This window comes from Serratia sp. K1WW1 (assembly GCF_055790865.1).
Map to the genome: position 1 here is coordinate 5,788,423 of NZ_CM147697.1, position 24,669 is coordinate 5,813,091.

Here is a 24,669-nt window from a genome sequence, read left to right on the forward strand (position 1 = left end):
GCGCAACGGCGCCAACATAAAAAATTCATTTTTCTAATTAAGGGGTTAATTCATGTTTACCAGTCAAGAAGGCAAAAAAGTCCCTCAGGTTACCTTCCATACTCGCCAGGGCGACCAATGGATCGATGTCACCACGGATGACCTGTTCAAAGACAAAACAGTGATCCTGTTCTCCTTGCCGGGCGCGTTCACCCCAACCTGCTCATCCAGCCATTTGCCACGCTATAACGAACTGTCCAGCGTGTTCAAGCAACACGGCGTTGACAGCATCCTGTGCGTCTCGGTAAACGATACCTTTGTGATGAATGCCTGGAAAGCCGATCAACACGCCGAAAATATTACCTTCGTGCCGGACGGCAACGGTGAGTTCACCAAGGGCATGAACATGCTGGTTGAGAAAGCCGATCTGGGCTTTGGCCCACGTTCATGGCGCTACTCCATGCTGGTGCGTAACGGCGTGGTAGAAAAAATGTTCGTCGAGCCAAACAAGCCGGGCGACCCGTTTGAAGTCTCTGACGCCGATACCATGCTGAAGTACCTGGCACCGGAATTCCAAGTGCAGGAATCGGTCTCCCTGTTTACCAAGCCGGGCTGCCCGTTCTGCGCCAAAGCCAAACAAATGCTGCAAGAGCGCGGGATCCAATATGAAGAAATCGTGTTGGGCCAAGACGCGACCACGGTCAGCCTGCGCGCTGTCAGCGGCCGTGCTACCGTGCCACAGGTGTTTATCGGTGGTCGCCACATCGGTGGTAGCGACGATCTGGAAAACTTCCTGTCAGCCTGAATGATAAAAATAAACCCGATGGGTCTCAGGCACGGTTCAACAATCTGCCGCCTGAAAAACCTAACGGAATAGAAGTAATGTGACCTTTGGCGGGTGCTGACCCGCCCTTTTTTTATTCCCTTCAGGAGCGGATATGAAACTGTTGAATGTCGACGTCGCCGTTATTGGCGGCGGCACAGCCGGACTAGGCGCTTACCGCGCAGCAAAACTTTCTACCCCGAGCGTGGTGATGATTGAGGGCGGACCTTTTGGCACTACCTGTGCCCGCGTGGGCTGTATGCCTTCCAAATTGCTGATTGCTGCGGCAGAAGCGGTGCATCAGATCGAACGTGCTCCAGGGTTTGGCGTCCACCCTGCGGGAAAAACTACCATCAATGGCCGTGAAGTGATGGATCGCGTCAAACGCGAGCGCGATCGCTTCGTCGGTTTTGTACTGGAAGGGGTCGATAACATCCCGGCCGCAGATAAAATTCAGGGCTATGCCCGCTTCATTGACGACAATACCTTGCAGGTTGACGAGCATACGCGCATCGTCGCTCAACGTATCGTGATCGCCACCGGTTCCCGCCCTAGCTGGCCTGCACCGTGGAACGACCTGGGCGACCGCCTGATCGTCAATGACGATGTGTTTAACTGGGATGATTTGCCGCAGTCCGTCGCGGTATTTGGCCCAGGGGTGATCGGATTGGAACTGGGCCAGGCGCTGCATCGCCTTGGCGTTGCCACCAAAGTGTTCGGCGTCGGCGGTGCGGTTGGCCCGCTGACCGACAGCGTAGTGCGGGAATATGCCGCTAAAACGCTGGGTGAAGAGTTCTATCTCGACCCGGATGTCAAAGTAGACATCATGCAGCGTGAAGGCGACAAAGTGTTTATCCGCTACCAGGATCTGCACGGCCAAACGCAGGGAATGATGGTGGATTACGTGCTGGCCGCCACCGGCCGCCGCCCGAACGTCGACAAGCTGGGGTTGGAAAATACCACCCTGGTGCTGGATGCCAAAGGCGTACCACAGGCCGATCGCTTAACCATGCAAACCAACGTGCCACATATTTTCATCGCCGGGGATGCCAGCAACCAATTGCCACTGCTGCACGAAGCCAGCGATCAGGCTCGTATTGCCGGACACAACGCGGGCAGCTTCCCTGAGGTAACGCCAGGCTTGCGCCGCAGCTCGATTTCCGTGGTGTTTTCAGACCCACAAATCGCCATGGTCGGCTCGACCTTCCGTGAACTGAACCAGAAATTCAGCGCCTGTGGCTGCTTTGAAGTGGGTGCCGTATCGTTCGAAAACCAGGGCCGTTCCCGGGTGATGCTACGCAATAAAGGCATCTTGCACGTCTATGGCGAGCAAGGGACTGGCCGCTTCCTGGGTGCTGAAATGATGGGGCCGGACGTGGAGCATATCGCCCATCTGCTGGCCTGGGCACATCAGCAGCAGATGACCATCGACCAAATGCTGGATATGCCGTTCTACCATCCGGTGATCGAAGAAGGGTTGCGTACCGCGCTACGCGATCTGCAAGCCAAGCTGAAGCTGGGTGAGTCTGAGGCCGAACGCTGTCAGCGTTGCCCTGGCGAATAAGCCTTTATCTCTGCTATTAGTCACCATCCACCGGGCCTTCGCGCCCGGTTTTTTGCGTATGGCATTCCAGCCTTGAATCTCCTTGCTTGCCGAGTTTTGGTTTTAGCGTCATTTTTATGCTCCCTCACCTTGAAATGATACTAATATTGATACTAATATGGGGCAGCTAAATGAAAGGACTCAGAGAAACCATTGACGATCTGCAACAGCGGCAAGCCAATATCAAATTCAACACATTAGTAAAGATCTGCACCTACTGGTTTGGCCCACCCCGCTTGAACGGTGGCAGTCACAAGGTTTACAAAATGCCTTGGCCGGGGGATCCACGCGTGAATATCCAACGTGCAGATAGCGGCATGGCAAAGGTATATCAGGTCAAACAGGTGATCAGCGCGCTGATCAAACTGGAGGAAGAAAATGGAAAAACATGAGCACTACACTTACCGCATCACCTGGTCAGCGGAGGATAGCGAGTATGTCGGCCTCTGTACGGAGTTTCCCTCTCTGTCATGGTTGGCACCTACCCGCACCGCAGCGCTGGACGGCATTGAAAAACTGGTCCGCGATGTGATTGCCGATATGCTTTCCCAAGGTGAAACGCCGCCAGAGGCACTGGCAGAGAAAAATTTCAGTGGGAAACTGGTGCTGAGGATGACCCCGGAACAGCATCGTCGCCTGGCGATTAATGCTATGGATGAAGGCGTTAGCCTGAACCGCTATTTGTGCGCCCGGTTGGCAGGATAAGGGCAGCATTGCGCTGCCCTAGGCGTAGCTTAGAACAGACGTTTTTTCGCCTCTGCGATTGCATAGGCAACCTGCTGAGGAGAAACGCCGCCCTTGGCCGCGCGCTTATCCAGGCAAGATTGCAGCGACAGGATCGGATAAACGTCGTCACCAATCACGCTGTTGAATTTCTGCAAATCGCTCAACGGCAGGTCTTCCAACGGTTTGCCCTGGCGGATCGCTTCCACTACCGCTTCACCCACAATGTGGTGCGCTTCGCGGAACGGCACGCCTTTGGCAACCAGATAGTCGGCCAGCTCAGTGGCGTTAGCATAACCTTGCTGTGCTGCTTCCTGGCAACGCGGGCGCTTCACCTGAATGCCGTCCAGCACCAACGCCGCCATTTGCAGGCAATCCATCCAGGTGTCGAGCGCGTCGAACAGCCCTTCTTTGTCTTCCTGCATGTCTTTGTTATAGGCCAACGGCAGGCCTTTCAACGTCATCATCATGCCGGTCAAAGCCCCTTGCACGCGGCCAGACTTGCCACGGATCAGCTCTAATGCGTCCGGGTTTTTCTTCTGTGGCATCAGGGATGAGCCAGAGGTCACGCGATCCGAAAGCTCGACAAACGCCGCTTCGCCGCTGTTGAAGAAGATCAGATCTTCTGCAAAGCGCGACAGGTGCACCATGCTGATGGCAGCATTGGACAGCAGCTCTAGCACGTGGTCACGATCGGAGACGCTGTCCAGGCTGTTGCGCGTGGCAGAGGCAAAGCCCAACCAGCCAGCCAGCTGTTCACGGTCGATCGGATAAGCAGTTCCGGCCAAGGCACCGCTACCCAGCGGGCTGACGTCCAGGCGTTTCAACGTGTCCTGCAGGCGGCTTTCATCACGCGCCAGCATCTCGACGTAAGCGAGGCACCAGTGGGCAAAAGTCACCGGCTGGGCGCGCTGCAGGTGGGTATAACCCGGCATCACCGCATCCTGATTGGCTTCGGCGGTTTCCACCAGCGCCTGTTGCAGCTGTACCAATGCCTGAAGCAGTTCACTAACCTGATGTTTGCACCACAGTTTCAGATCGGTGGCCACCTGATCGTTACGGCTGCGGCCGGTATGCAGCTTTTTGCCCAGATCGCCGACTTTCTCGATCAGCTTCTGCTCAACCCAGCTGTGAATATCTTCTGCGTCGCTGTTAACGATCGCCAGAGGATCGGCCTGCACTTCTTCCAGCAACACGTTCAGTGCCTGCTCAAGCTGCTGTTGCTCTGCTGACGTCAGTACGTTGACGGTCACCAGCGCTTTTGACCAGGCGACGGAGCCCACAATATCCTGTTCCGCCAGGCGATAGTCAAAGCGCAGGGAATCATTTAACTGTTTAAACCGCTGATCCGCTGCCTGACTAAACCGTCCGCCCCAAAGTGCCATAATCTTGCTCCTGAATAAGTATGCGAAAGGGCGCAGCATGCTGCGCCCCTCAAATTGACGCTAAACCAACGACGTTACTTTTTCTTCTCGTTCAACGCGCGAATACGGGAAGAGAGCGAGAACAGACGGATAAAACCACCCGCATGGCTGTGATCGTAAACTTCGTCTTCGCCAAAGGTCGCAAATTCTTCTGAGTACAGGCTGTTGGCCGATTTCTTCTGGATCGCCGTCACCTGGCCTTTATACAGCTGCAATACCACTTCGCCGTTAACTTCTTCCGCCAGCGCTTGTGCAGAAGCCTGGATGGAACGACGCAGTGGAGCAAACCAGCGGCCATCGTAGACCACATAGGACATTTCCAGGCCCAACTGCTCACGCCATTTAAAGCTATCACGATCCAGTACCAACTGCTCGATCCCGCGCAGCGCGGCAACCATAATGGTGCCTCCTGGGGTTTCATAGCAACCACGGGATTTGATGCCTACCAGGCGGTTTTCTACGATATCGATACGGCCCACGCCATGTTTGGCACCCAGCACGTTCAGGGCTTCCAGGCACTTGTACGGGCTCATGGCTTCACCGTTAACGGCCACTACACAGCCTTTCTCAACAGTCACGGTCACTTGTTCTGGCTTGTCCGGTGCTTCCAACGGATCGACAGTCCAGACCCAGCAATCTTTGTTTGGCGCATTCCACGGGCTTTCCAGCACGCCGCCTTCGGTAGAGATGTGCCAGGCGTTTTCGTCACGGCTGTAGATCTTCTCCAGCGAAGCGGTGGTTGGGATATTACGCTCTTTCAGGTAGTCCAGCAGTGCTTCACGGGAACGCAGGTTCCACTCACGCCAAGGCGCGACGACCTTCAGGTGAGGAGCCAATGCGGTATAGGTGGTTTCGAAACGCACCTGATCGTTACCTTTACCAGTAGCCCCGTGGCACAGCGCATCAGCACCCACTTTCAGCGCCAGCTCAACCTGAGCCTTGGCAATGATCGGCCGCGCCATTGAAGTCCCCAGCAGGTAGCTGCCTTCGTACAGTGCGCCGGTCTGCAGCACCGGATAAACGTAGTCACGGATAAACTCTTCACGTAGATCGACAACATGACACTCAGAGGCACCGGATTGCAGAGCTTTCTGCTCAACGCCTTCCAGATCGCCGCGCTCCTGGCCGATGTCCGCCACGAAGGCTACCACTTCACAGCCGCCGTAGTTCTCTTTCAGCCATGGAATGATGGCCGAAGTATCCAGACCGCCGGAGTACGCCAGAACGATTTTCTTGATGCCTTTGTTTTGCATTGTGTTATTCCTTTTTAATTCTAAATTTAAGCGAGGATCCGGGTGCCAATCGACACACCATTAAACAGAGCAGGGAGCTTTTCGGCATTACGCCAGCTGGCGATATCTACCGGGCGGCCAAGGGTACGTGCAGCATCCAGCGCCGCATTGACCTTCACCACCATACCATCGGTAATGATGCCTTGAGCAATCAGTTGCTCGGCTTTTTGTGCTGTCATTTCCGCGATGCGCTGCCCTTTGCCGTCGAGAATACCGCTGACATCCGACAGCAGGATTAAATCCGCCCCCAGCGTGGCGGCCAGGGCCGTCGCTGCCTGATCGGCGTTCACGTTCATCAGTTGGCCCTCGGCAGTGATGCCGATGGAGCTGACCACTGGCAGGTAGCCAGCGCCCAACAAGGTATGGAGCAGCGCAGGCGTTCCTGGAACTGCATGGCCTACGTGGCCCAACGCTGGATCCAGCTGGGTTACCGCAACGCTGCCACCGTCTGCCAGGCTCAGGCCAACTGCATTAATTTTGTGCTTCACCGCCCAGGCCAGCAGGGTTTTATTAGCCGTTCCTGCCAGCGCGCCGGTGATGATGTCGATCTGATCGGCTGGAGTGACACGCAGGCCGTTCTTCTTCACTACCGGCAGGGAGAGCTGCTTCATCAGCTCATCCACCACGCAACCACCACCGTGGACGATCACCAGCGGGCGCTGATGTTCCTGGCGATAGACATCCAGCGCGGTAAACAAACGCTCCAGCGCTTCTTCGCTGTCCAGTAGCACGCCACCTAGTTTGATAATCAATGGATTCATTGCTGTTTACTCACGCTGATTTAAAGTAAGGATTGGGTTTCCGGGAAGCCGAAACGGATATTCAGACACTGCACCGCCTGAGCTGCCGCACCTTTCAACAGATTGTCTTCTGCAGCTACGGCGATCAGATGCTCGCCCTGCACGGCAAAGCCAATATCACAGAACGGCAGGCCCACCACGGATTTCAGTGCTGGCACCCCTTGGTCATACAGCCGTACCAGCGGTTTATCGTCGTAAGCCGCATGGTAAGCCGCCGCCACGTCCTGCGCGGTGACGCCCTTGTTCAGGCGGCAGGTGATGGTTTCCAGAATACCCCGTGGGAAGTTACCCAGATGTGGCGTAAAGATGACCGGCACCCCGAGATGAGCAGAAATTTCTGGCTGATGACGGTGATTGAACAGGCCGTAAGGTTGCAGGCTGACTTCACAGAAACTGGTCGTGACGCTGGCTTTACGCCCTGCACCGCTCACGCCGCTGACGGCGTTGATGACCGGCCATTGATCCAGGTTCAGCAATTGCTTGTCGAGCAGAGGTTTGAGCGCCAGCTGCGCCGCCGTTGGGTAGCAGCCCGGCACGGCAATCAGCTGCGCCTGCTTGAGTTTTTCGCTCTGCCACTCCGCCAGGCCGTAGACCGCCTGCGCCAACAGGTCGGCATGCTGGTGTGTAAAACCATAATACTGCTGATAAAAATCAGCATCCTGTACGCGGAAGGCGCCGGAGAGATCGAACACCACACAACCGGCGGCCAGGAATGCTGGCGCGATATCGTGGCTCACCTCATGGGCGGTCGCGAGGAAAACAACGTCGATGCCTTTTGCCGCTGCGGCAACGTCAACCAGCGGTTGTAATGGCAGATCGACGATGCCTTTTAATTGAGGGTGCAGCTCGGAAAGCAATTTTCCTGCATCTGCACTTTGCGCTGAAACCGCTAAAGCGGTTATGTTCATGTGTGGGTGGCGATTCAGGTAAGCCGTGAGCTCTGCTCCGGCATAACCGCTGGCACCAACAATCAGCGTATTCAACATGTGGCCTTTCACCTTCTTGGCTAGCAATCTAAGAGTCACGGCGACCCTGGTAGCAGGGCTTGGTCGCGTTGTTGCGCGGTTCACCCACGTGGTTGAGCGTGATGTTTTTATCAACATCTGGGTTACAGGTTCCCTTACGCTCTAGCTTACTGTATTTTTATTCAAAATAAATGCATGAATATTGATACTATCCTAACCAAAGGCTGTCAACAGTGAAGATGAAATTACCTCCATTTATTGAGCTGTACCGGGCGTTGATCGCCACTCCGTCGATCAGCGCCACCGATGGCGCCCTCGATCAGAGTAATGAAGCATTAATCAACTTGCTGGCCGGCTGGTTCAACGATTTGGGCTTCCGCGTCGACGTGCAACCCGTGCCGGGCACCCGCAACAAATTCAACCTGCTGGCGAGCCTCGGCGAAAGCAGCGGCGGCCTGCTGCTGGCGGGCCATACCGACACGGTGCCTTACGATCAGGGCCGCTGGACGCGAGATCCCTTTACCCTGACCGAACATGACAACAAGCTGTACGGGCTGGGTACTGCCGACATGAAAGGCTTCTTCGCCTTTATCCTCGATGCGGTACGCGATATCGATGCCAGTAAGCTGACCAAGCCGCTATACATCCTGGCCACCGCCGATGAAGAAACGACGATGGCTGGCGCACGTTACTTTGCTGCCTCCAGCAAAATTCGCCCGGACTTTGCCATCATCGGCGAGCCAACCTCGCTGCAACCGGTGCGCGCGCATAAAGGCCATATCTCAAGTGCGATCCGCATCGTTGGCCAGTCGGGCCATTCGAGCGATCCGGCGCGCGGCGTCAATGCCATCGATCTGATGCATGAGTCCATCGGGCATCTGATGGCATTGCGCAAAACGCTACAGGAACGCTACAACAACCCGGCGTTTGCGGTGCCTTATCCAACCATGAACTTTGGCCATATCAGCGGCGGCGATGCGGCCAATCGTATCTGTGCCTGCTGTGAACTGCATATGGATATCCGCCCATTGCCGGGGATGACGTTGGATAACATCAACGAACTCCTGCACGAAGCGCTGGCGCCGGTAAGCCAACGTTGGCCGGGCCGTTTGACGATCGATGAGTTGCATCCGCCGATCCCAGGCTACGAATGCCCAACCGACCATCACATGGTGGCGGTGATTGAAAAACTGCTAGGTTCACGCACCGAAGTGGTCAATTACTGCACCGAAGCACCGTTCGTCCAGGAAGTATGCCCAACGCTGGTGCTCGGCCCAGGTTCGATCAACCAGGCGCATCAGCCGGATGAATATCTGGATACCGCGTTTATCGAGCCAACGCGTAAGCTGCTGGGTCAGTTGGTCGACCATTTCTGCCGGCAATAAACCTTAATAACAACAGGGGAATGGGTTACCATCCCCTACCTCTTAAGACGTAGCAATTTACGCCGATAAGCCAGACTGATAACCGACAGCGCGTAATTAAATTTCAGAAAATACGCCGAATTTGATGTTTTTTTGCTAAAAATAGTGTCAATTGATGATTGGACAGGCACGTGATCGGCTTAAACCGGCAGGCTGCGACGGCACGTGAAATTTACTTACAAGATGAAAAATCACGTACTCATCGTGTTCAGGTAGTGGTGAAAAACGCCGCGATCGGAGGATGATAAGTATGCAAAGAACTGGGTCAGGGATTATATGAACGAACAATATTCGGCAATGCGAAGTAATGTCAGTATGCTCGGCAAACTGCTAGGCGATACCATTAAAGAAGCGCTGGGCGAGCATATTCTCGATCGCGTTGAAACTATCCGTAAGCTTTCCAAATCCTCACGTGCCGGTAACGAGGCGCATCGTCAGGAGCTGCTCTCTACACTGCAGAACCTGTCTAACGATGAGCTACTGCCCGTTGCCCGCGCCTTCAGCCAATTCCTCAACCTGACCAACGTTGCCGAGCAATACCACAGCATCTCGCCGCACGGCGAAGCGGCCAGCAACCCGGAAGCCTTGGCGCAGTTGTTTAGCAAGCTGAAAGACAACAAGCTGGATAACAAGCAGCTGCAAAAGGCGGTGGACGATCTTTCCATCGAGCTGGTCCTGACCGCTCACCCAACGGAAATTACCCGCCGCACCCTGATCCACAAGCTGGTTGAGGTGAACACCTGCCTGAGCCAGTTGGACCATAACGATCTGGCCGACTACGAGCGTAATAAAATCATGCGCCGCCTGCGCCAGTTGGTCGCGCAATCCTGGCATACCGACGAGATCCGCAAGAATCGCCCATCCCCGGTCGATGAAGCCAAATGGGGCTTTGCAGTGGTGGAAAACAGCCTGTGGGAAGGCGTACCGGCCTTCCTGCGCGAATTCAACGAACAGTTGGAAAACTCCATCGATTACCGCCTACCGGTAGAAGCCGTGCCTATCCGCTTCACCTCCTGGATGGGTGGCGACCGCGACGGCAACCCGAACGTGACCGCCGAAATCACCCGTCACGTGCTGTTGCTGAGCCGCTGGAAGGCTTGCGATCTGTTCACCCGTGATATTCAGGTACTGGTTTCCGAACTGTCGATGACCGAATGTACCCCGGAACTGCGGGAATTGGCCGGTGGTGACGAAGTACAAGAACCTTATCGCGAATTGATGAAGCAACTGCGCAGCCAGCTGATGAGCTCCCAGGCCTACCTTGAAGGCCGCCTGAAGGGTGAACGCGTGCTGCGTCCGCACGATCTGCTGGAAAATAACGAGCAGTTGTGGGAACCGCTGTATGCCTGCTACCAATCTTTGGTGGCCTGTGGCATGAGCATTATCGCCAACGGCCAACTGCTGGATACGCTGCGCCGCGTACGCTGCTTTGGCGTGCCACTGGTGCGTATCGACGTGCGCCAGGAAAGCACCCGCCATACCGAAGCCATTGCCGAACTGACCCGCTATCTGGGCCTGGGGGATTATGAGAGCTGGTCAGAAGCCGACAAACAGGCATTCCTGATCCGTGAGCTGAACTCCAAGCGTCCGCTGGTGCCACTGCAGTGGGAGCCGAGTGCAGACACTCAGGAAGTGCTGGAAACCTGCAAGGTGGTCGCTGAAGCGCCACAAGGCTCGATCGCCGCCTACGTCATTTCCATGGCACGAACCCCGTCCGATGTCTTGGCCGTGCACCTGTTGTTGAAGGAAACTGGTTGCCCATTCGCGCTACCGGTGGCCCCGCTGTTCGAAACCCTCGACGATCTGAACAACGCCGAAGACGTGATGACCCAGTTGCTGAACATCGACTGGTATCGCGGCTTTATTCAGGGCAAACAGATGGTGATGATCGGCTATTCCGACTCGGCAAAAGATGCTGGCGTGATGGCTGCCTCCTGGGCGCAATACCGTGCACAGGACGCCCTGATCAAAACCTGTGAGAAGGCCGGAGTAGCGCTGACGCTGTTCCATGGCCGTGGTGGCTCAATTGGCCGTGGTGGCGCACCTGCGCACGCCGCTCTGCTGTCCCAACCGCCGGGCAGCCTGAAAGGTGGCCTGCGCGTGACCGAACAGGGCGAGATGATCCGCTTTAAATTCGGCCTGCCAGAAGTCACCATCAGCAGCCTGGCGCTGTACGCCGGTGCGGTGTTGGAAGCCAACCTGCTGCCACCACCGGAGCCTAAGCCAGAATGGCGCACGCTGATGGATGAACTGTCCGAAACCTCGTGCAACATGTATCGCGGTTACGTGCGTGAAAACCCTGAGTTTGTGCCTTACTTCCGCGCCGCTACGCCAGAGCAGGAACTGGGGAAACTGCCATTGGGTTCACGCCCGGCCAAACGCCGCCCCAACGGCGGTGTTGAAAGCCTGCGAGCCATTCCGTGGATCTTCGCCTGGACGCAGAACCGCCTGATGCTGCCAGCCTGGCTGGGTGCTGGTGCAGGCCTGCAGGAAGCGGTGAAGGCTGGCAAGCAGGATCAGTTGGAAGACATGTGCCACAACTGGCCGTTCTTCTCTACCCGTATCGCGATGCTGGAGATGGTATACGCCAAAGCCGACCTGTGGCTGGCGGAATACTACGATCAGCGTCTGGTAGACAAGTCCCTGTGGCCGCTCGGCCAACAGTTGCGTGATCAATTGGCCAGTGATATCAAGGCGGTGCTGACCATTGCCAACGACGACCATCTGATGGAAGACCTGCCGTGGATTGCCGAATCTATCGCGTTGCGCAACGTTTACACCGACCCGCTAAACGTGTTGCAGGCCGAGTTGCTGCACCGTTCGCGCCAGCAGGAGCAACCGGATGCCCGCGTTGAGCAGGCGCTGATGGTCACTATTGCTGGCGTGGCGGCCGGGATGCGCAACACCGGCTAATATTGCTTCATCATTTGCAGCAAGCACCGATGCGATCGGCGTCGGTGCTTATTCTCCCCCCCGGTTATCCCCATTCTAATCTGCGGATTTTTGTCCCATCCGTCACTCACTGCGGGCTATCAATGCTATTATTGCTGACACTCATTTTGAGTCCATGCTCCGTTTGGCCGCACCTTTTGCGTTGATTATGCGATGAATTCAGTCAGGAAGAGATAAAATAGATGGGCGATAAGACCAATGTCACTGAAACAGATTTCGTTGATCGTTTAATCCAGGAATGGTTAGACACGGTACCCACTTTAGATTTGTCTGGCCTACCGGTGATCGCCAGAATTGTGCGCATGAGCCACTATATCTCGCAGTTTGTCGATGCCAACTTCGCACGCTATAACCTGACTATTGGTGAATTCGAAGTGCTGGCTGCCCTGGCCCGCAACCCCGACCGCCAGCTTTCACCCAAAGATCTGCAAGAGAAAATCCTGATTTCCTCCGGTGGCTTATCCAACCGGATTAATCGCCTGGAAAATAAAAAGTATATTGTCCGCATGCCCGATCCATCGGACCGGCGTGGCGTGATCGTCAAGATCACGCCGGCAGGCCGGAAATTAACCCTGGAAACCGTCGAAACCCATGTGGCAATCGAAAAAGCCCTGATCCAGGGATTAGGTGCAGAAGATCAAGACCAGTTGGCAGAGCTACTGAAAAAATTGATCCTCTCGCAAAAATCACAGCTGAATGAAAAAACCAAATCAGCCTGATGTCACTCGGCTAACGTTAGCCAGAATTACCCTTGCCCCTCACCCCAACCCTCTCCCAAAGGGCGAGGGGGCTGACCGGAGTACTGAATCAGCCCGTGCAGATTAAAAAAATATCTTAATATCAAATAGCTATAACGTCCCTCAGTACAGTCCGGGGATAGAGTAGACAGGTGTTCAAGGACATGGTGAACACTTTTTAACATGTTTTACCCACCGTAATTGTCCTGCATCCAAGGTATGCCCCCTTCCTTTCCGGCCAACTCGATCGGTTCCCTCTCCTGGGGGAGAGGGCTAGGGTGAGGGTGAGGGCGTCTATTGATTGGGTGCTCTCTCTGCGCGCAATACCAACCACAGCCCGGCTAAAATCAGGCACAGTCCACCAAAGGCCAGCATGCTGATTGGCTCCCTTGCCACCATGATCGCCAACGCAAAGGCCACGATCGGCTCAAATAACCCCAAGGCAACGCAGGTAGCCGCACTCATGTGTTTCAATGCCAGAGTAAACAACAGGTAGGCAATGCCGGTGGTACAAATCCCCAGATAAGCGATGATCAACCAGGTTGGCAAAGTCAGTGACGGCGTACCCGCCATCCCCCAGGCCACCGGCACGGCGATCAGCATGGCGATGGCAAAGGTGTGTTTGGTGATGGTTAACGGTGACGCGATGGCCACCAGCCGCTTGCTGAGCAAGGTATACAGCGCATAGCAAAAACCGGCCCCCAGACAGGTCATCAGCCCGACCGGGTTAATCACCCAGGAAGCCGATTGCGAAAGCACCATCCAGATCCCTCCGCTTGTGGCACACAGCACACCTCCCCACCATAATGCGCTCGGTGACTTTCTCAACCAGACGGCCTCAAGCAAACCAGCCCAGATCGGTGCGCTGCCGATCGTCGTGGCAGTGCCTACAGCAATCCCGGTGGCTTTTACCCCGGCAAAGAAGGCCAGGTTATATAGCCCCATACACACCCCAGCCCCAAGCACAAAACCCCAGTACAAATGGCGCTGTGCCGCAACCTGCTGCCCTTCGGCACTGGCCGTCGCCGTATTTTTGGCCTGGCGATAAGCAAACAGCAGTTGGAAGAACAGGCAGGCCAGTACCAACCTCAGCGCTCCGAGCCAGTAAGGCGACGCCGAGCCGGGAGCCAGGCTTTGCGCCGTGCCCACCGTCCCCCACAAGAAAGCAGCAGATAATGTTAACAAAACGCCAATTAAAGAGAATTTTTTCATACTGGTGGCTTATCCGTAGGCAGAACATCCGTGGGAAATTTATCTTCACGTTAAGATACTTTACTTGCATAGTAAATGCCGAATGCTTTGCCCAATAAGGAATTAACAATAAATGCAGTTAAGATCAAAATTACCGGTACTATTCGTTGCAGGTGATAGACAAAGATCTTACCTTCGTAAAAGTATCTTCACAGAAAGATATTTACCATGAAGATTGATGATGACAGGGGAAGCAAATGGATGTAGCACTAATAATCAGCTTGGCAGTGCTCGTGGTGGCCGGTTACGCCATTGCCAAGAACTACGACACCAAGCTGGTGTTGTTTAGCGCAGGGATCGTACTCATGTTGGCGGCGGCCACCTTGGGCTTGCCCATTTTGAGTGCCGGGGCAGGAACGGGCACCGTCTGGCTGGATCCGTTAAAACAAATCGAGCTGGATTTCATCAAGCAGTTTAGCCGGGCTGGCATCATCATCATGGTGCTGTTCGGCTTTTCCGCTTATATGTCGCATATTGGCGCAAACGATATCGCGGTTAAAATCATGTCAAAACCCATCGCGAAGATCCGCTCCCCCTATATTCTGGTGCCGATCGTATTCTGGATCGGGTCACTGCTATCGTTGATTATTCCCAGCGCCGCCTCCCTCGCCGTGATTTTGATGGCTACGCTTTACCCCATTCTGCGCGTGGCAAAAATGTCCTCGCTCAGCGCCGCCGGGGTCATTGCCACCACCGCCACCATCGTGCCCACGCCGCTGGGTGGCGATAACGTGGTCGCCGCCAAAATCCTGGGTTTCGAGCACGTGGTGGACTACGTCACGATGCACCATGCCGTTATCTCACTGCCGGTGCTGGTCATTATCGGCATCGCGCACTATTTCTGGCAAAAGTACATGGATAAACGCCAGGGCGCAGCCGCGTTTACCGATGTCGATGAAAGTAAATTGACCACCAAAAGCCAGCTCCCTCCGGCTTACTACGCCCTATTCCCGCTGATCCCTTTATTCCTGATCGTGGTATTTGGCCTGTTCTTCCGCCAGATCAAAATCGGCCTGGTGGAAATCACCCTGTTTTCGTTTGCACTGGCCTTTATTGTGGAACTGATCCGCAAGGGCGACCTGCGCGAACAAATGAAAAATTCATCACTGTTCTTCACCGGCATGGGGCAAGGCTTCTCGCAGGTGGTGGTGTTGATCGTGGCTGCCAGCACCCTGGTGGCCGGGTTGACCGCTATCGGGGCCATCGGCACCGTGGCCTCGCTGGTTAAAGAGGTCAATAACGCCGGGATCGGCCTGATGTTTATCTTCTCCGGCCTGACCGCGCTGATCACGCTGATTAGCGGTAGCGGAAATGCGGTGTTCTACTCCTTTATTGAGCTTATTCCGTCCATCGCCACTCAGGCTCACGTCGATCCGGTAATGATAGCCCTGCCGATGCAACTGACCTCAAACCTGATCCGTGCGATATCGCCAGTTTCTGCGGTGGTGATCATCGTGGCATCGGTAGTCAAAGTCAGCCCGATTGAGGTGGTCAAAAGAACCTCGGTGCCGTTGCTGGTCGGGTTTGTCGCCACCCTGATTTTCACGCTGATCCGCTATTCATTCTGAGGAGATGACAATGAGCACTATCGCCCCCCGCACCCTGATTAACTGGCGGCGTCAATTTCATGCTTACCCGGAAACCGGCTGGACCGAATTTGCCACCACCGCCCGCGTGATCCAGACGCTGGAATCCATGGGGCATCAGGTGTTAACCGGGACGCAGGTTATCAATCCCGATTTTGTCCGTGGCTACAACCAGCAAGCGGTAAAGAACTCGCAGGCCGCAGCCAAAGCCGCAGGCATGGATGAAGGCATTCTGCAAAGGATCGGGGATTACACCGGTTGCGCTGCGGTTTTCGATACCGGCAGGCCTGGCCCAGTGGTGGCACTGCGTTTTGAACTGGATTGCGTCAACGTGCAGGAGTCAACCTGTACGTCCCATACGCCACAACAGGAAAACTTCGCCTCTAGCCAGCCTGGGTTTATGCATGCCTGCGGCCACGACGGCCACATGGCGATAGGACTGGGCGTGGCGCAATGGTTGATGGATCACCGTGACCAACTGCATGGCTGCGTCAAGCTGCTGTTCCAACCGGCGGAAGAAGGCGTGCGGGGCGCGCGTCCAATGGCTGAAAGCGGCATTCTGGATGATGTGGACTTCTTTGCCTGCGGCCACCTGGGCTGTGACATTCCCAGCAATACCATCGTGGCTGCGCCAGAGAAATTCCTCTCGACGCTGAAGATCGACATGAGCTTCAAAGGCAAAGCCGCCCATGCCGGTATGGAACCCCATCTCGGGAAAAATGCCCTGGCAGCCGCCTGCCACACCACGCTGCAACTCCTTAGCCTGCCGACACACGGCGAAGGTATGACGCGCGTTAACGTCGGGGTGTTACACGGCGGCGAAGGGCGCAACGTCATCCCAAGCCATGCGCAAATGCAGGTCGAAGTGCGGGGTGAAAACGAAAAAATCAATAACTTCATGTATGAAGAAGCGATGCGCCGCGCCCAGGGGGCCGCGCTCAGCTTTGACGTGCAGCTCGAAACCCAGATCATGGGGGAAGCGGTCAACTTCGTCCCCGATGATGAAATGACGGAGCTGATTATGTCCATCGCTAGGGACATCCCTTCAGTGGAACACGTGCAGCGCAGCATGAATTTTAACGGCAGCGATGATGCCACCGTGTTGATCAAGCGGGTGCAGTCTCACGGCGGCAAGGCGGCTTACTTTGTGATTGGCTCCGATCTGAAGGCTGGCCACCACCAGTCCGAGTTTGATATCGACGAAGACCAGCTGTTCACTGGCTATACCGTCTTCACCCAGTTGCTTGAGCGCCTCTTGCTGGCCCGTTGAACACGGCCTACTTTCCAAGGAGAGAGAAATGAATAAATCGACACTGGCCGTTCTGTTGGCAAGCACGCTACTCGCCCTGCCGGTAGCCGCACAGACGGGTAAACCCCAAGTCACCATCCTGGCGACCGGCGGCACCATTGCGGGCAGCTCAGCCTCCAAGACGGACACCACTGGCTATAAGGCGGGTGCCGTCGGCATCGATACCCTGATCGCCGCCGTGCCTGAAATGGCGCAGGTAGCGGAGGTGAAAGGTGAGCAAATCTCCAATACCATCAGCGGCGACGTCAACGACAAGGTGCTGCTTACCCTGAGCAAACGAGTCAATCAGCTGTTGAATCAACAGGGACAGCAAGGCGTCGTCATCACGCACGGCACCGATACCCTGGAAGAAACCGCCTTCTTCCTGGATTTAACCGTGAACAGCAAGCAGCCGGTGGTGATGGTCGGCTCGATGCGCCCGGCAACGGCCATCAGTGCGGACGGCCCAATGAACCTGCTGGAAGCGGTGACGTTAGCCACGACCAAGCTGGCAGAAAACCGGGGAACGCTGGTGGTATTAAACGACCGCATCGGCTCCGCCTTTTACACCAGCAAAACCAACTCCACCACGCTGGACACCTTTAAAGCCACGGAGCCCGGCTATCTGGGGCTGTTTGTCAGCGGGCAACCCAAATTCTATTACACCGCCGCCCAGCCGATCGATAAGCGCTATTTTGACGTCAGTAAACTCACCAGCCTACCGAAGGTTGAAATACTCTATTCCTACCAGGCTCAGGACACTGCCATTCTGGATGCGGCCCTAAAGAGCGGCGCCAAAGGCATTGTCATCGCCGGTAATGGCAACGGGAACGTGTCTACCAATATGGAGGCGGCCATCGGCAAGCTACACCAGCAAGGTATCCCGGTGGTGATGTCCACGCGTACCGGCGCAGGCTATGTCAGCACCAAGTCCTTTGCCATCGGCGCAGGTTTCCTCAACCCGCAGAAGTCACGGGTTTTACTGCAATTAGCTCTGGCGAGTGGCGCAGACCTGCCGCAGATCGCCAGCTATTTTGACCATCAGCGCTAACGTCTGATCCATTCTGTATGGGAGATATTATGTCCTCTAACTCTGCACCTATTGCCATGATCCTGGATACCGATCCCGGTATTGATGACGCCGTCGCGCTGGTTGCCGCGCTGTTTCATCCCAAAATCGACCTGCGCCTGGTAAGTACGGTCGCTGGCAACGTCAGCGTGGATAAAACCACCAACAATGCGCTGCGCCTGCTGCATTTCCTTGGCGCATCAACGCCCGTAGCTCAAGGAGCAGCGGCTCCGCTGGTACGTAAACTGGAGGATGCCAGCCATATTCACGGCAACTCCGGCCTGGATGGATACGAGTTTGAAGAGCCGACACGGCAGATCGTTGACGGTCATGCCGTTGAAGTGATGCGTGACCTGCTACTGGCCAGCAAGGAACCGATAGTCTTAGTGCCGATTGGCCCGTTAACCAACATTGCCCTGTTGCTCACGCTCTACCCGGAATGTAAGCCATCCATCGCGCGGATCGTCATGATGGGAGGCTCCGCCAGCCGTGGCAACCATACGCCAAACGCGGAGTTCAATATCTACGTGGATCCCGAGGCCGCCAGCGTGGTGTTTGCCAGCGGTATCCCGATTGTGATGTGCGGGCTGGACGTCACCAATCGGGCCACGCTCACCGCCGAGATGATAGCCAGCTTACCGACGCTTAACCGCACCGGCGCCATGCTGCATAGCCTGTTCCAACACTATCGGGGTGGGAGTATGAGCCGTGGGCTGAAAATGCATGATCTATGCGCTCTGGCCTATCTGGCAAAACCCGAGTTGTTTACCACTCAGGCCTGCCATGTGGCGGTAGAGACGCAAGGTGAGCTGACCAGAGGAACGACCTGTGTCGATCTGGCCAATCGTTTGAAACTGCCAGCCAATACCGAGGTCTGTCTGGAAATCGATGTCGAAGGATTCCGGCAGTGGTTCGTGGAGATGCTCACGCACCCGGCCGTTCCTTGATAATGGCGCGGTTGCCGCAACGGCAACCGCTATCTATCAGCCAACTACCGCACCGGGGCGCACGCCCAGGGTATGGCAGATGGCGTAGCTCATTTCCGCACGGTTGAGCGTATAGAAGTGGAAATCTTTGACCCCTTCGCGGCTCAGGATCTTCACCATATCCATAGCGATATTGGCGCCGACCATCTTGCGGGTTTCCGCATCGTCATCCAGCCCGGCAAACATGCTGGTCATCCAGCTTGGCACCCGCACGTTGGTCATGGTGGCAAAGCGCTGGAGCTGCTTGAAGTTGGACACTGGCAGAATACCCGGCACGATTTCTACGTCGATGCCAGCAGTCACACAGCGGTCACGAAAACGCAGATAGCTTTCTACGTCGAAGAAGAACTGGGTGATGGCACGGTTGGCACCAGCATCGATTTTACGTTTCAGGTTGATCAGGTCTGACTGGGCGCTTTTCGCTTCCGGATGCACTTCCGGATAGGCCGCGACAGAAATATCAAAGTCGCCGACGTCTTTGAGCAGCGTGACCAGATCGGTCGCATACATTTCCGGCTTGCCACCGCCTGGCGGTAAATCACCGCGCAGCGCGACAATATGGCGGATACCGCTGTTCCAGTAATCGGTAGCGATCTCACGCAGCTGCGCCGGGCTGGCATCAATACACGTCAAGTGAGGGGCAGCTTCCAGACCAGTACGCTCTTTGATCCCCTTGATGATGCTGTGGGTACGGTCGCGCTCACCCGAGTTGGCACCGTAGGTCACAGAAACAAACTTGGGTTTGAGGCTGCTCAGGCGATCGATCGACTGCCACAAGGTGTCTTCCATCTCGCTGGTACGCGGCGGGAAGAACTCGAACGACACGTTAATCTGGCCGTTTAACTCTGCCAGACTCTGATTCAGCGCTTCCCGCTGGTTTGCGTGATAAAAACTCATACCCTGTCCGCCTCTTATCGATCACTGTTGTGCTTTGTTATAATAAGCGTCTATACGTTTAGACGTCTAGATAGAAAATGCCGGATGTTGCCTGAAGAGTCAACAGGAAAGTGAGGGAGATACGATGATTAATCCTCACGCAGGATGAGAGAATTTCATGTTCATGGATTGAGCGGGGGCAACGCAGCGCCACCCCCGTGGCTAAAGCGAGGATTTAAAGCAGTTGTGCCAAGCGGTTAAGGTCAGACTGGATGGCACCGGCAGTAACATCGCGCCCGGCCCCTGGCCCACGGATCACCAGCGGGTTGTCGCGATACCAACGGCTTTCGATGGCAAACACGTTGTCACAAGGCAGCAGCGAAGCCAGCGGATGTTCTGGCCGTACCGCCTCTACGCCAACACGCGCTTTGCCATTGGCATCGAAACGCGCCACGTGGCGCAGCACCAGACCCATTTCGCTGGCCGCTTCGTAACGCTGTAGCATTTGCTGGTTCAGCGCATCACCGTTCTCAAAGAACTGATCGATAGATCCCTGATCCGCGCCCGCGGGCACCAGCGATTCGACACGTACCTGGTTAGGCTCAATGTCATAACCCGCCTCACGCGCCAGGATCACCAGCTTACGCATCACGTCTTGTCCTGACAGGTCAACACGCGGATCCGGTTCCGTCAGCCCCTGCTGCCAGGCCTGATCCACCAGATCGGTGAACGGCACCGTGCCGTCAAACTGCAGGAACAGCCAGGAAAGCGTGCCGGAGAAGATGCCGCTGATTGCCAGGATGCTGTCCCCGCTGTCGCGCAGATCGCGCACGGTATGGTTCACCGGTAACCCGGCCCCCACGGTGGCGTTATACAGCCAGTGGCGGCCCGTTTTGGCAAACGCATCGCGGATCTGTCGGTAATTGGCGCTGCACGAGGCTCCCGCCAGCTTGTTGGCGCTGATCACATGGAAACCATAGCTGGCAAAGTCCAGATATTGCTCCGCCAACTCCCCGCTGGCGGTGACGTCGAGCACCACCAGATCGTCGAACGGGTGCGCCCGCATCCACAGGAACAGCGACTCTTCGTCCAGTTCCTGGGCTTCATCTTCAAAGAACGCCAGCGCGCGGCTGGCATCCAACCCGTCATAATCGAGCAGGCTGCGACGGCTATCCACCACCCCTGCCAGGCTAAACTCAAAGCCGCTGCGCGCAGAGATATTCTTCTGTTCACGAGCAAACAGCTCCAGCCAACGCGAACCAATATTGCCTTTGCCAAACAGCACCAGGCCAATACGCTTTTCCGCGCGGAACAGCGTTTGGTGCAGGCCCTGGATCAGCAGACCGGTCGGCCCCTGACGCAGCACGGCCACCAGGCTGATACCATCCTCGGCCTGCCAGATGAATTCCACCGGCTGGTCCTTCAACTGCTGATAGAAACGATGGCTATGCAGCGGATTCTTGCACACGCCCGCGCCCACCAACGCTACCAGCGCCAACCCTTCACGCAGTTGCAGTTCACCCGGTAATCCGGCCTCCTGCAAAATGCGCAGCACGCTGCCCACCACTTCAGAGGTGTAGCAAAGCTGGATCAGGTTACGGTCAGGATGAACCCCTACGGCCAACGGTTTGATCTGCGCGCGCTTGAGCACCAGATCCAACTCTTTCTGCGCCAGCTTGAAGTCATGCTGCGGCGCGACGCTAAGTTCGATCAGGCAGACATCATCGTGGCTGGTGACAATTTTGGCACCAGTGCCGGAAGCCAGCACGCGCTCGATACGGGTCGACCCCTGCTCCGGCTGATAGCTGCAACGCAGTTGCAGATCGATATCGCTGCCAGACACCGGCTGCAAGGTTCGGGTATGTAGCACCGGAGCCGCCAGGCGGGCCAGCTCGCTGGCCTCATCCAGACGCAGCAACGGCAGCAGGCAGGCATCTTTCACTTTGCGCGGATCGGCACTGTAAACCCCGGCCACGTCGCTCCAGATGGTGACTCGCTCCACTCCGGCTAACGCGCCAACCTGCGTGGCAGAATAGTCACTGCCGTTGCGCCCCAGCAGCACGGTTTCACCGCTGTCATTACGCGAAATAAAGCCGGTCACTACCAGACGTTTGCCGGGATGTTGAGCCAGCAGTTGCTGCAATAACGGATAGGAACGGCCTTCGTCGACCTGCGGTTGTGCCGCACGTTCGGCACGCAGGAAATCACGCGCGTCCAGCCATGCCGCCTGCATGTCCTGCTTGTTCAGCACCGCAGCCATCAGGCGGGCTGACCAGATCTCACCGTGCCCCACCACTTCGGCATACACCGCATCATCAACCTTGCCGTCCAGCAGGATCGCCAGGCGCTCAAGATCGTGGATAAATTCGGCAATCAGCGGTTCCGCCGTTTCCACAGGCAACAACCCGCCGATCAGCTCACTGTGATAACGGCGCAGCGTTTGCTGCACCTGATGCGCGGAAAGGCGATCGCTCTGGCTGAGCTTCAGCCAGCTGATCAGTTGGTTGGTGGTGCTCCCCGCCGCCGACACCACCATCATGTCACCCGGCTGGCTGTATTCGGCCATGATCCCGGCCACCCGCAGATAACACTTCACATCTGCCAGGCTGCTGCCGCCAAATTTGTGCAGTTGACGCCCGCTAACCGGCCCTGCTACCGCAATTGCATTCATGACTTACCTCGTAGCCGCCGCCTGGAAGGCTTGTTCCAGATCGGCAATCAAATCTTCGCTGTCTTCAATCCCCACGGAAACACGCAGCAGGCTTTCGGAAATCCCCGCTGCGGCACGCGCTTCTGGCGCCATACCGGCGTGAGTCATGGTTGCCGCATGTGAGATCAGGCTTTCTACGCCACCCAGGGATTCCGCCAGCGTAAACAGCTCCAGAGCGGACAGGAAACGGCGCAGCAGCGCTTCATCCCCATCCAGTTCAAAGCTGAGCATGGCACCGAACCCACGTTGCTGACGGCACGCAATCTCATGGCCAGGGTTTTCTGGCAAGGAAGGATGATACAGCTTTTTGACCAAGGGTTGCTGCTGTAAATAGCCGACAATCGCCTCGGCATTATGTTGTGCAGCCTTGATACGCGGCGACAGGGTACGCATCCCCCGCAATAACAAATAGCTATCGAATGCCGCGCCGGTGACGCCGATATTGTTGGCCCACCAGGCCAGCTCGACCGCCAGATCTTTATCTTTAGCGATCACCGCACCCGCGACCACGTCGGAGTGGCCGTTGAGGTATTTGGTACAAGAGTGGACGACCAGATCGGCACCCAGTTCGATCGGCTGTTGCAGCGCCGGGCTGAGAAAGGTGTTGTCTACCACGGTCAGCGCACCGGCTTCGTGGGCAGCTTTACAGATGGCCGCGATATCCACCACGCGTAATAGTGGGTTACTTGGGCTTTCGATCAGCACCAACTTCGGCTTTTGCGCCAACGCATCGCGCAATGCGGCTTCATTTCCTTGATCGACAAACAGCACCCGATACGCCCCGCGTTTACTCAGGCTATCGAACAGGCGGTAGCTGCCGCCGTAGCAATCATGAGGAGCCACCAGCAGATCGCCCGGTTTGAGAAATACCGTGGTCACCAGATGGATCGCCGACATCCCGCTCCCGGTCATCACCGCCCCCGCACCTCCTTCCAACTCTGCCAGCGCACGCTGCACGACATCACGCGTAGGGTTACCACGGCGTGAGTAATCATGAGCTCGGGGCTGGTTGAAATCGGTGAAGTTATAGGTGCTGGAAAGATGGATCGGCGGGACAACGCAGCCGTACTGTTCGTCATCATTCAGACCGCTACGTACGGCAATCGTGGCTGGTTTACGCGTCATAGGGTGGCTCGGCTCTCGGAAAGTGGGGGAATGAGGCTTAAAGATTAACCGCAGCAGATATAGACGTCAATACATCTGGACATCTAAACTTCTTTGCGTATAGATTGAGCAAAGAGACAATACCCGCTAAAATTATGGCGGTTTGTACTATTGATAAGATGTCAGCCCAACAATGCATAGGCATAGCCTATTAAATCATCAGATTCAGTGACCCTTATCGCGTAAAGTAGACATTTATTTAGTGAGCATAGGGAAGATCGGGCATAATCGGCCGGTTTTTAGAATTTTGTATTTTTTCAGACAATTTTAAGGTGTCCCATGGCTGAGTGGAACGGCGAGTATGTCAGCCCTTACGCTGAACACGGTAAAAAGAGCGAGCAAGTCAAAAAAATCACGGTATCCATTCCGCTGAAGGTGCTGAAAATCCTGACGGATGAACGGACTCGTCGCCAGGTAAACAACCTGCGCCACGCCACCAACAGCGAACTGCTGTGTGAAGCATTCCTGCACGCCTTTACCGGCCAGCCGCTGCCGAACGATGAAGACCTGCGCAAAGAACGCAGCGATGAAATCCCGGAAGCCGCGAAAGTACTGATGCGTGAATTGGGTGTCGACCCTGATACCTGGGAATATTGATCTTGCCTGCACCGAAGGCAAAAACGAAAAAAGGCGCCCAAAGGCGCCTTTTTCATCTGACGATAAGAAAACTTATTTCTTAACGCCTGGTACGCTGAAACGCTTGTTGAAGCGGTCAACGCGGCCACCGGTAGCAACATCACGCTGCTTGCCAGTGTAGAACGGGTGGCATTCGCCACAAACGTCCAGGTTCAGATCGTGACCCACGGTAGAGCGGATTTTGATCACGTTACCGCAAGAGCAGTTTGCAGTAACTTCGTCGTATTTAGGGTGAATACCTTTTTTCATGGGAGAACCTCAGTTAAGGCCGTGTCGCTATCCAGCCCTGTTCCGCCAGACACCACACGTGGTTGATAATAGGTTTTGATATGGGATTATACCAAAGGCGGCAAATTATACAGAATAAAATGTAGCGCGCAA

21 protein-coding genes are annotated in these 24,669 nt (G+C 55.8%); 12 read left to right on the top strand and 9 right to left on the bottom strand.

Translation table 11 applies throughout. The annotated features are described in order from the left end of the window. The first annotated feature begins 52 nt into the window (after window positions 1-52). The 4 genes from ACX9GU_RS26320 to ACX9GU_RS26335 all read left to right on the top strand — a co-directional run bounded on the left by ACX9GU_RS26320 (window position 53) and on the right by ACX9GU_RS26335 (window position 3,110). Window positions 53-784: a glutathione peroxidase gene (locus tag ACX9GU_RS26320; protein WP_024482856.1), complete on the top strand. Its 732-nt coding sequence runs from the start codon at window positions 53-55 to the stop codon at window positions 782-784. 133 nt (window positions 785-917) lie between these two features. Further along, window positions 918-2,366 (top strand): dihydrolipoyl dehydrogenase, encoded by a 1,449-nt coding sequence (locus tag ACX9GU_RS26325; RefSeq protein ID WP_473193376.1) that lies wholly within the window; start codon window positions 918-920, stop codon window positions 2,364-2,366. A gap of 170 nt (window positions 2,367-2,536) precedes the next feature. Next, window positions 2,537-2,797: a hypothetical protein gene (locus ACX9GU_RS26330; RefSeq protein WP_021807211.1), complete on the top strand. Its 261-nt coding sequence runs from the start codon at window positions 2,537-2,539 to the stop codon at window positions 2,795-2,797. After that, complete coding sequence (locus tag ACX9GU_RS26335; protein WP_059199394.1) at window positions 2,784-3,110, top strand: type II toxin-antitoxin system HicB family antitoxin; 327 nt, start codon at window positions 2,784-2,786, stop codon at window positions 3,108-3,110. Before ACX9GU_RS26330 ends, ACX9GU_RS26335 begins: the two co-directional genes overlap by 14 nt. A gap of 29 nt (window positions 3,111-3,139) precedes the next feature. On the opposite strand, the gene argH is transcribed toward ACX9GU_RS26335, so the two are convergent. The 4 genes from argH to argC all read right to left on the bottom strand — a co-directional run bounded on the left by argH (window position 3,140) and on the right by argC (window position 7,630). Continuing rightward, window positions 3,140-4,513: an argininosuccinate lyase gene (gene argH / locus ACX9GU_RS26340; RefSeq protein WP_071683722.1), complete on the bottom strand. Its 1,374-nt coding sequence runs from the start codon at window positions 4,511-4,513 to the stop codon at window positions 3,140-3,142. Between the two features lie 74 nt (window positions 4,514-4,587). Beyond that, window positions 4,588-5,805, bottom strand: coding sequence for an argininosuccinate synthase (locus ACX9GU_RS26345; protein WP_021181909.1), 1,218 nt, complete (start codon window positions 5,803-5,805; stop codon window positions 4,588-4,590). Between the two features lie 26 nt (window positions 5,806-5,831). Beyond that, window positions 5,832-6,605 carry an acetylglutamate kinase gene (gene argB / locus ACX9GU_RS26350; protein WP_473193377.1) on the bottom strand — a complete coding sequence of 258 codons (774 nt, stop codon included), beginning with the start codon at window positions 6,603-6,605 and terminating at the stop codon, window positions 5,832-5,834. Between the two features lie 20 nt (window positions 6,606-6,625). After that, window positions 6,626-7,630, bottom strand: coding sequence for an N-acetyl-gamma-glutamyl-phosphate reductase (gene argC, locus ACX9GU_RS26355; RefSeq protein WP_473195242.1), 1,005 nt, complete (start codon window positions 7,628-7,630; stop codon window positions 6,626-6,628). A gap of 218 nt (window positions 7,631-7,848) precedes the next feature. On the opposite strand from argC, the gene argE reads away from it, so the two are divergent. The 3 genes from argE (at window position 7,849) to ACX9GU_RS26370 (ending at window position 12,704) form a co-directional block, all read left to right on the top strand. Next, complete coding sequence (gene argE, locus ACX9GU_RS26360) at window positions 7,849-8,994, top strand: acetylornithine deacetylase (RefSeq protein WP_473193378.1); 1,146 nt, start codon at window positions 7,849-7,851, stop codon at window positions 8,992-8,994. Between the two features lie 315 nt (window positions 8,995-9,309). Next, window positions 9,310-11,946 (top strand): phosphoenolpyruvate carboxylase, encoded by a 2,637-nt coding sequence (gene ppc / locus ACX9GU_RS26365; RefSeq protein ID WP_473193379.1) that lies wholly within the window; start codon window positions 9,310-9,312, stop codon window positions 11,944-11,946. A gap of 221 nt (window positions 11,947-12,167) precedes the next feature. Continuing rightward, on the top strand, window positions 12,168-12,704 hold the full coding sequence (locus ACX9GU_RS26370) for a MarR family winged helix-turn-helix transcriptional regulator (protein WP_021181904.1): 537 nt from the start codon (window positions 12,168-12,170) through the stop codon (window positions 12,702-12,704). A 312-nt stretch (window positions 12,705-13,016) separates the two neighbouring features. On the opposite strand, the gene ACX9GU_RS26375 is transcribed toward ACX9GU_RS26370, so the two are convergent. After that, window positions 13,017-13,934, bottom strand: a complete 918-nt coding sequence (locus ACX9GU_RS26375) for a DMT family transporter (RefSeq protein ID WP_473193380.1) — start codon at window positions 13,932-13,934, stop codon at window positions 13,017-13,019. Between the two features lie 236 nt (window positions 13,935-14,170). Here ACX9GU_RS26375 and dcuC point away from each other — a divergent pair, with 236 nt between their 5' ends. From dcuC to rihC, 4 genes are read left to right on the top strand one after another with little or no spacing between them, the layout of a single operon-like run. Next, window positions 14,171-15,541 carry a C4-dicarboxylate transporter DcuC gene (gene dcuC, locus ACX9GU_RS26380; RefSeq protein WP_473193381.1) on the top strand — a complete coding sequence of 457 codons (1,371 nt, stop codon included), beginning with the start codon at window positions 14,171-14,173 and terminating at the stop codon, window positions 15,539-15,541. Window positions 15,542-15,551: 10 nt separating this feature from the next. Next, on the top strand, window positions 15,552-16,829 hold the full coding sequence (locus ACX9GU_RS26385) for an amidohydrolase (RefSeq protein WP_473193382.1): 1,278 nt from the start codon (window positions 15,552-15,554) through the stop codon (window positions 16,827-16,829). A gap of 28 nt (window positions 16,830-16,857) precedes the next feature. Then, window positions 16,858-17,898: a type II asparaginase gene (locus ACX9GU_RS26390; protein WP_473193383.1), complete on the top strand. Its 1,041-nt coding sequence runs from the start codon at window positions 16,858-16,860 to the stop codon at window positions 17,896-17,898. 29 nt (window positions 17,899-17,927) lie between these two features. Further along, window positions 17,928-18,863, top strand: coding sequence for a ribonucleoside hydrolase RihC (gene rihC / locus ACX9GU_RS26395; RefSeq protein WP_473193384.1), 936 nt, complete (start codon window positions 17,928-17,930; stop codon window positions 18,861-18,863). Window positions 18,864-18,899: 36 nt separating this feature from the next. Here rihC and metF read toward each other — a convergent pair whose 3' ends face one another. From metF to metB, 3 genes are all read right to left on the bottom strand, one after another. Then, window positions 18,900-19,799 carry a methylenetetrahydrofolate reductase gene (metF, locus tag ACX9GU_RS26400; protein ID WP_166733657.1) on the bottom strand — a complete coding sequence of 300 codons (900 nt, stop codon included), beginning with the start codon at window positions 19,797-19,799 and terminating at the stop codon, window positions 18,900-18,902. Between the two features lie 214 nt (window positions 19,800-20,013). Continuing rightward, window positions 20,014-22,449, bottom strand: coding sequence for a bifunctional aspartate kinase/homoserine dehydrogenase II (locus ACX9GU_RS26405; RefSeq protein WP_473193385.1), 2,436 nt, complete (start codon window positions 22,447-22,449; stop codon window positions 20,014-20,016). A gap of 3 nt (window positions 22,450-22,452) precedes the next feature. Continuing rightward, window positions 22,453-23,613: a cystathionine gamma-synthase gene (gene metB / locus ACX9GU_RS26410; RefSeq protein WP_021181896.1), complete on the bottom strand. Its 1,161-nt coding sequence runs from the start codon at window positions 23,611-23,613 to the stop codon at window positions 22,453-22,455. 318 nt (window positions 23,614-23,931) lie between these two features. On the opposite strand from metB, the gene metJ reads away from it, so the two are divergent. Then, on the top strand, window positions 23,932-24,249 hold the full coding sequence (metJ, locus tag ACX9GU_RS26415) for a met regulon transcriptional regulator MetJ (protein ID WP_006317756.1): 318 nt from the start codon (window positions 23,932-23,934) through the stop codon (window positions 24,247-24,249). A gap of 72 nt (window positions 24,250-24,321) precedes the next feature. Here metJ and rpmE read toward each other — a convergent pair whose 3' ends face one another. After that, window positions 24,322-24,537, bottom strand: a complete 216-nt coding sequence (rpmE, locus tag ACX9GU_RS26420) for a 50S ribosomal protein L31 (protein WP_024482871.1) — start codon at window positions 24,535-24,537, stop codon at window positions 24,322-24,324. Between the last annotated feature and the right edge of the window lie 132 nt (window positions 24,538-24,669).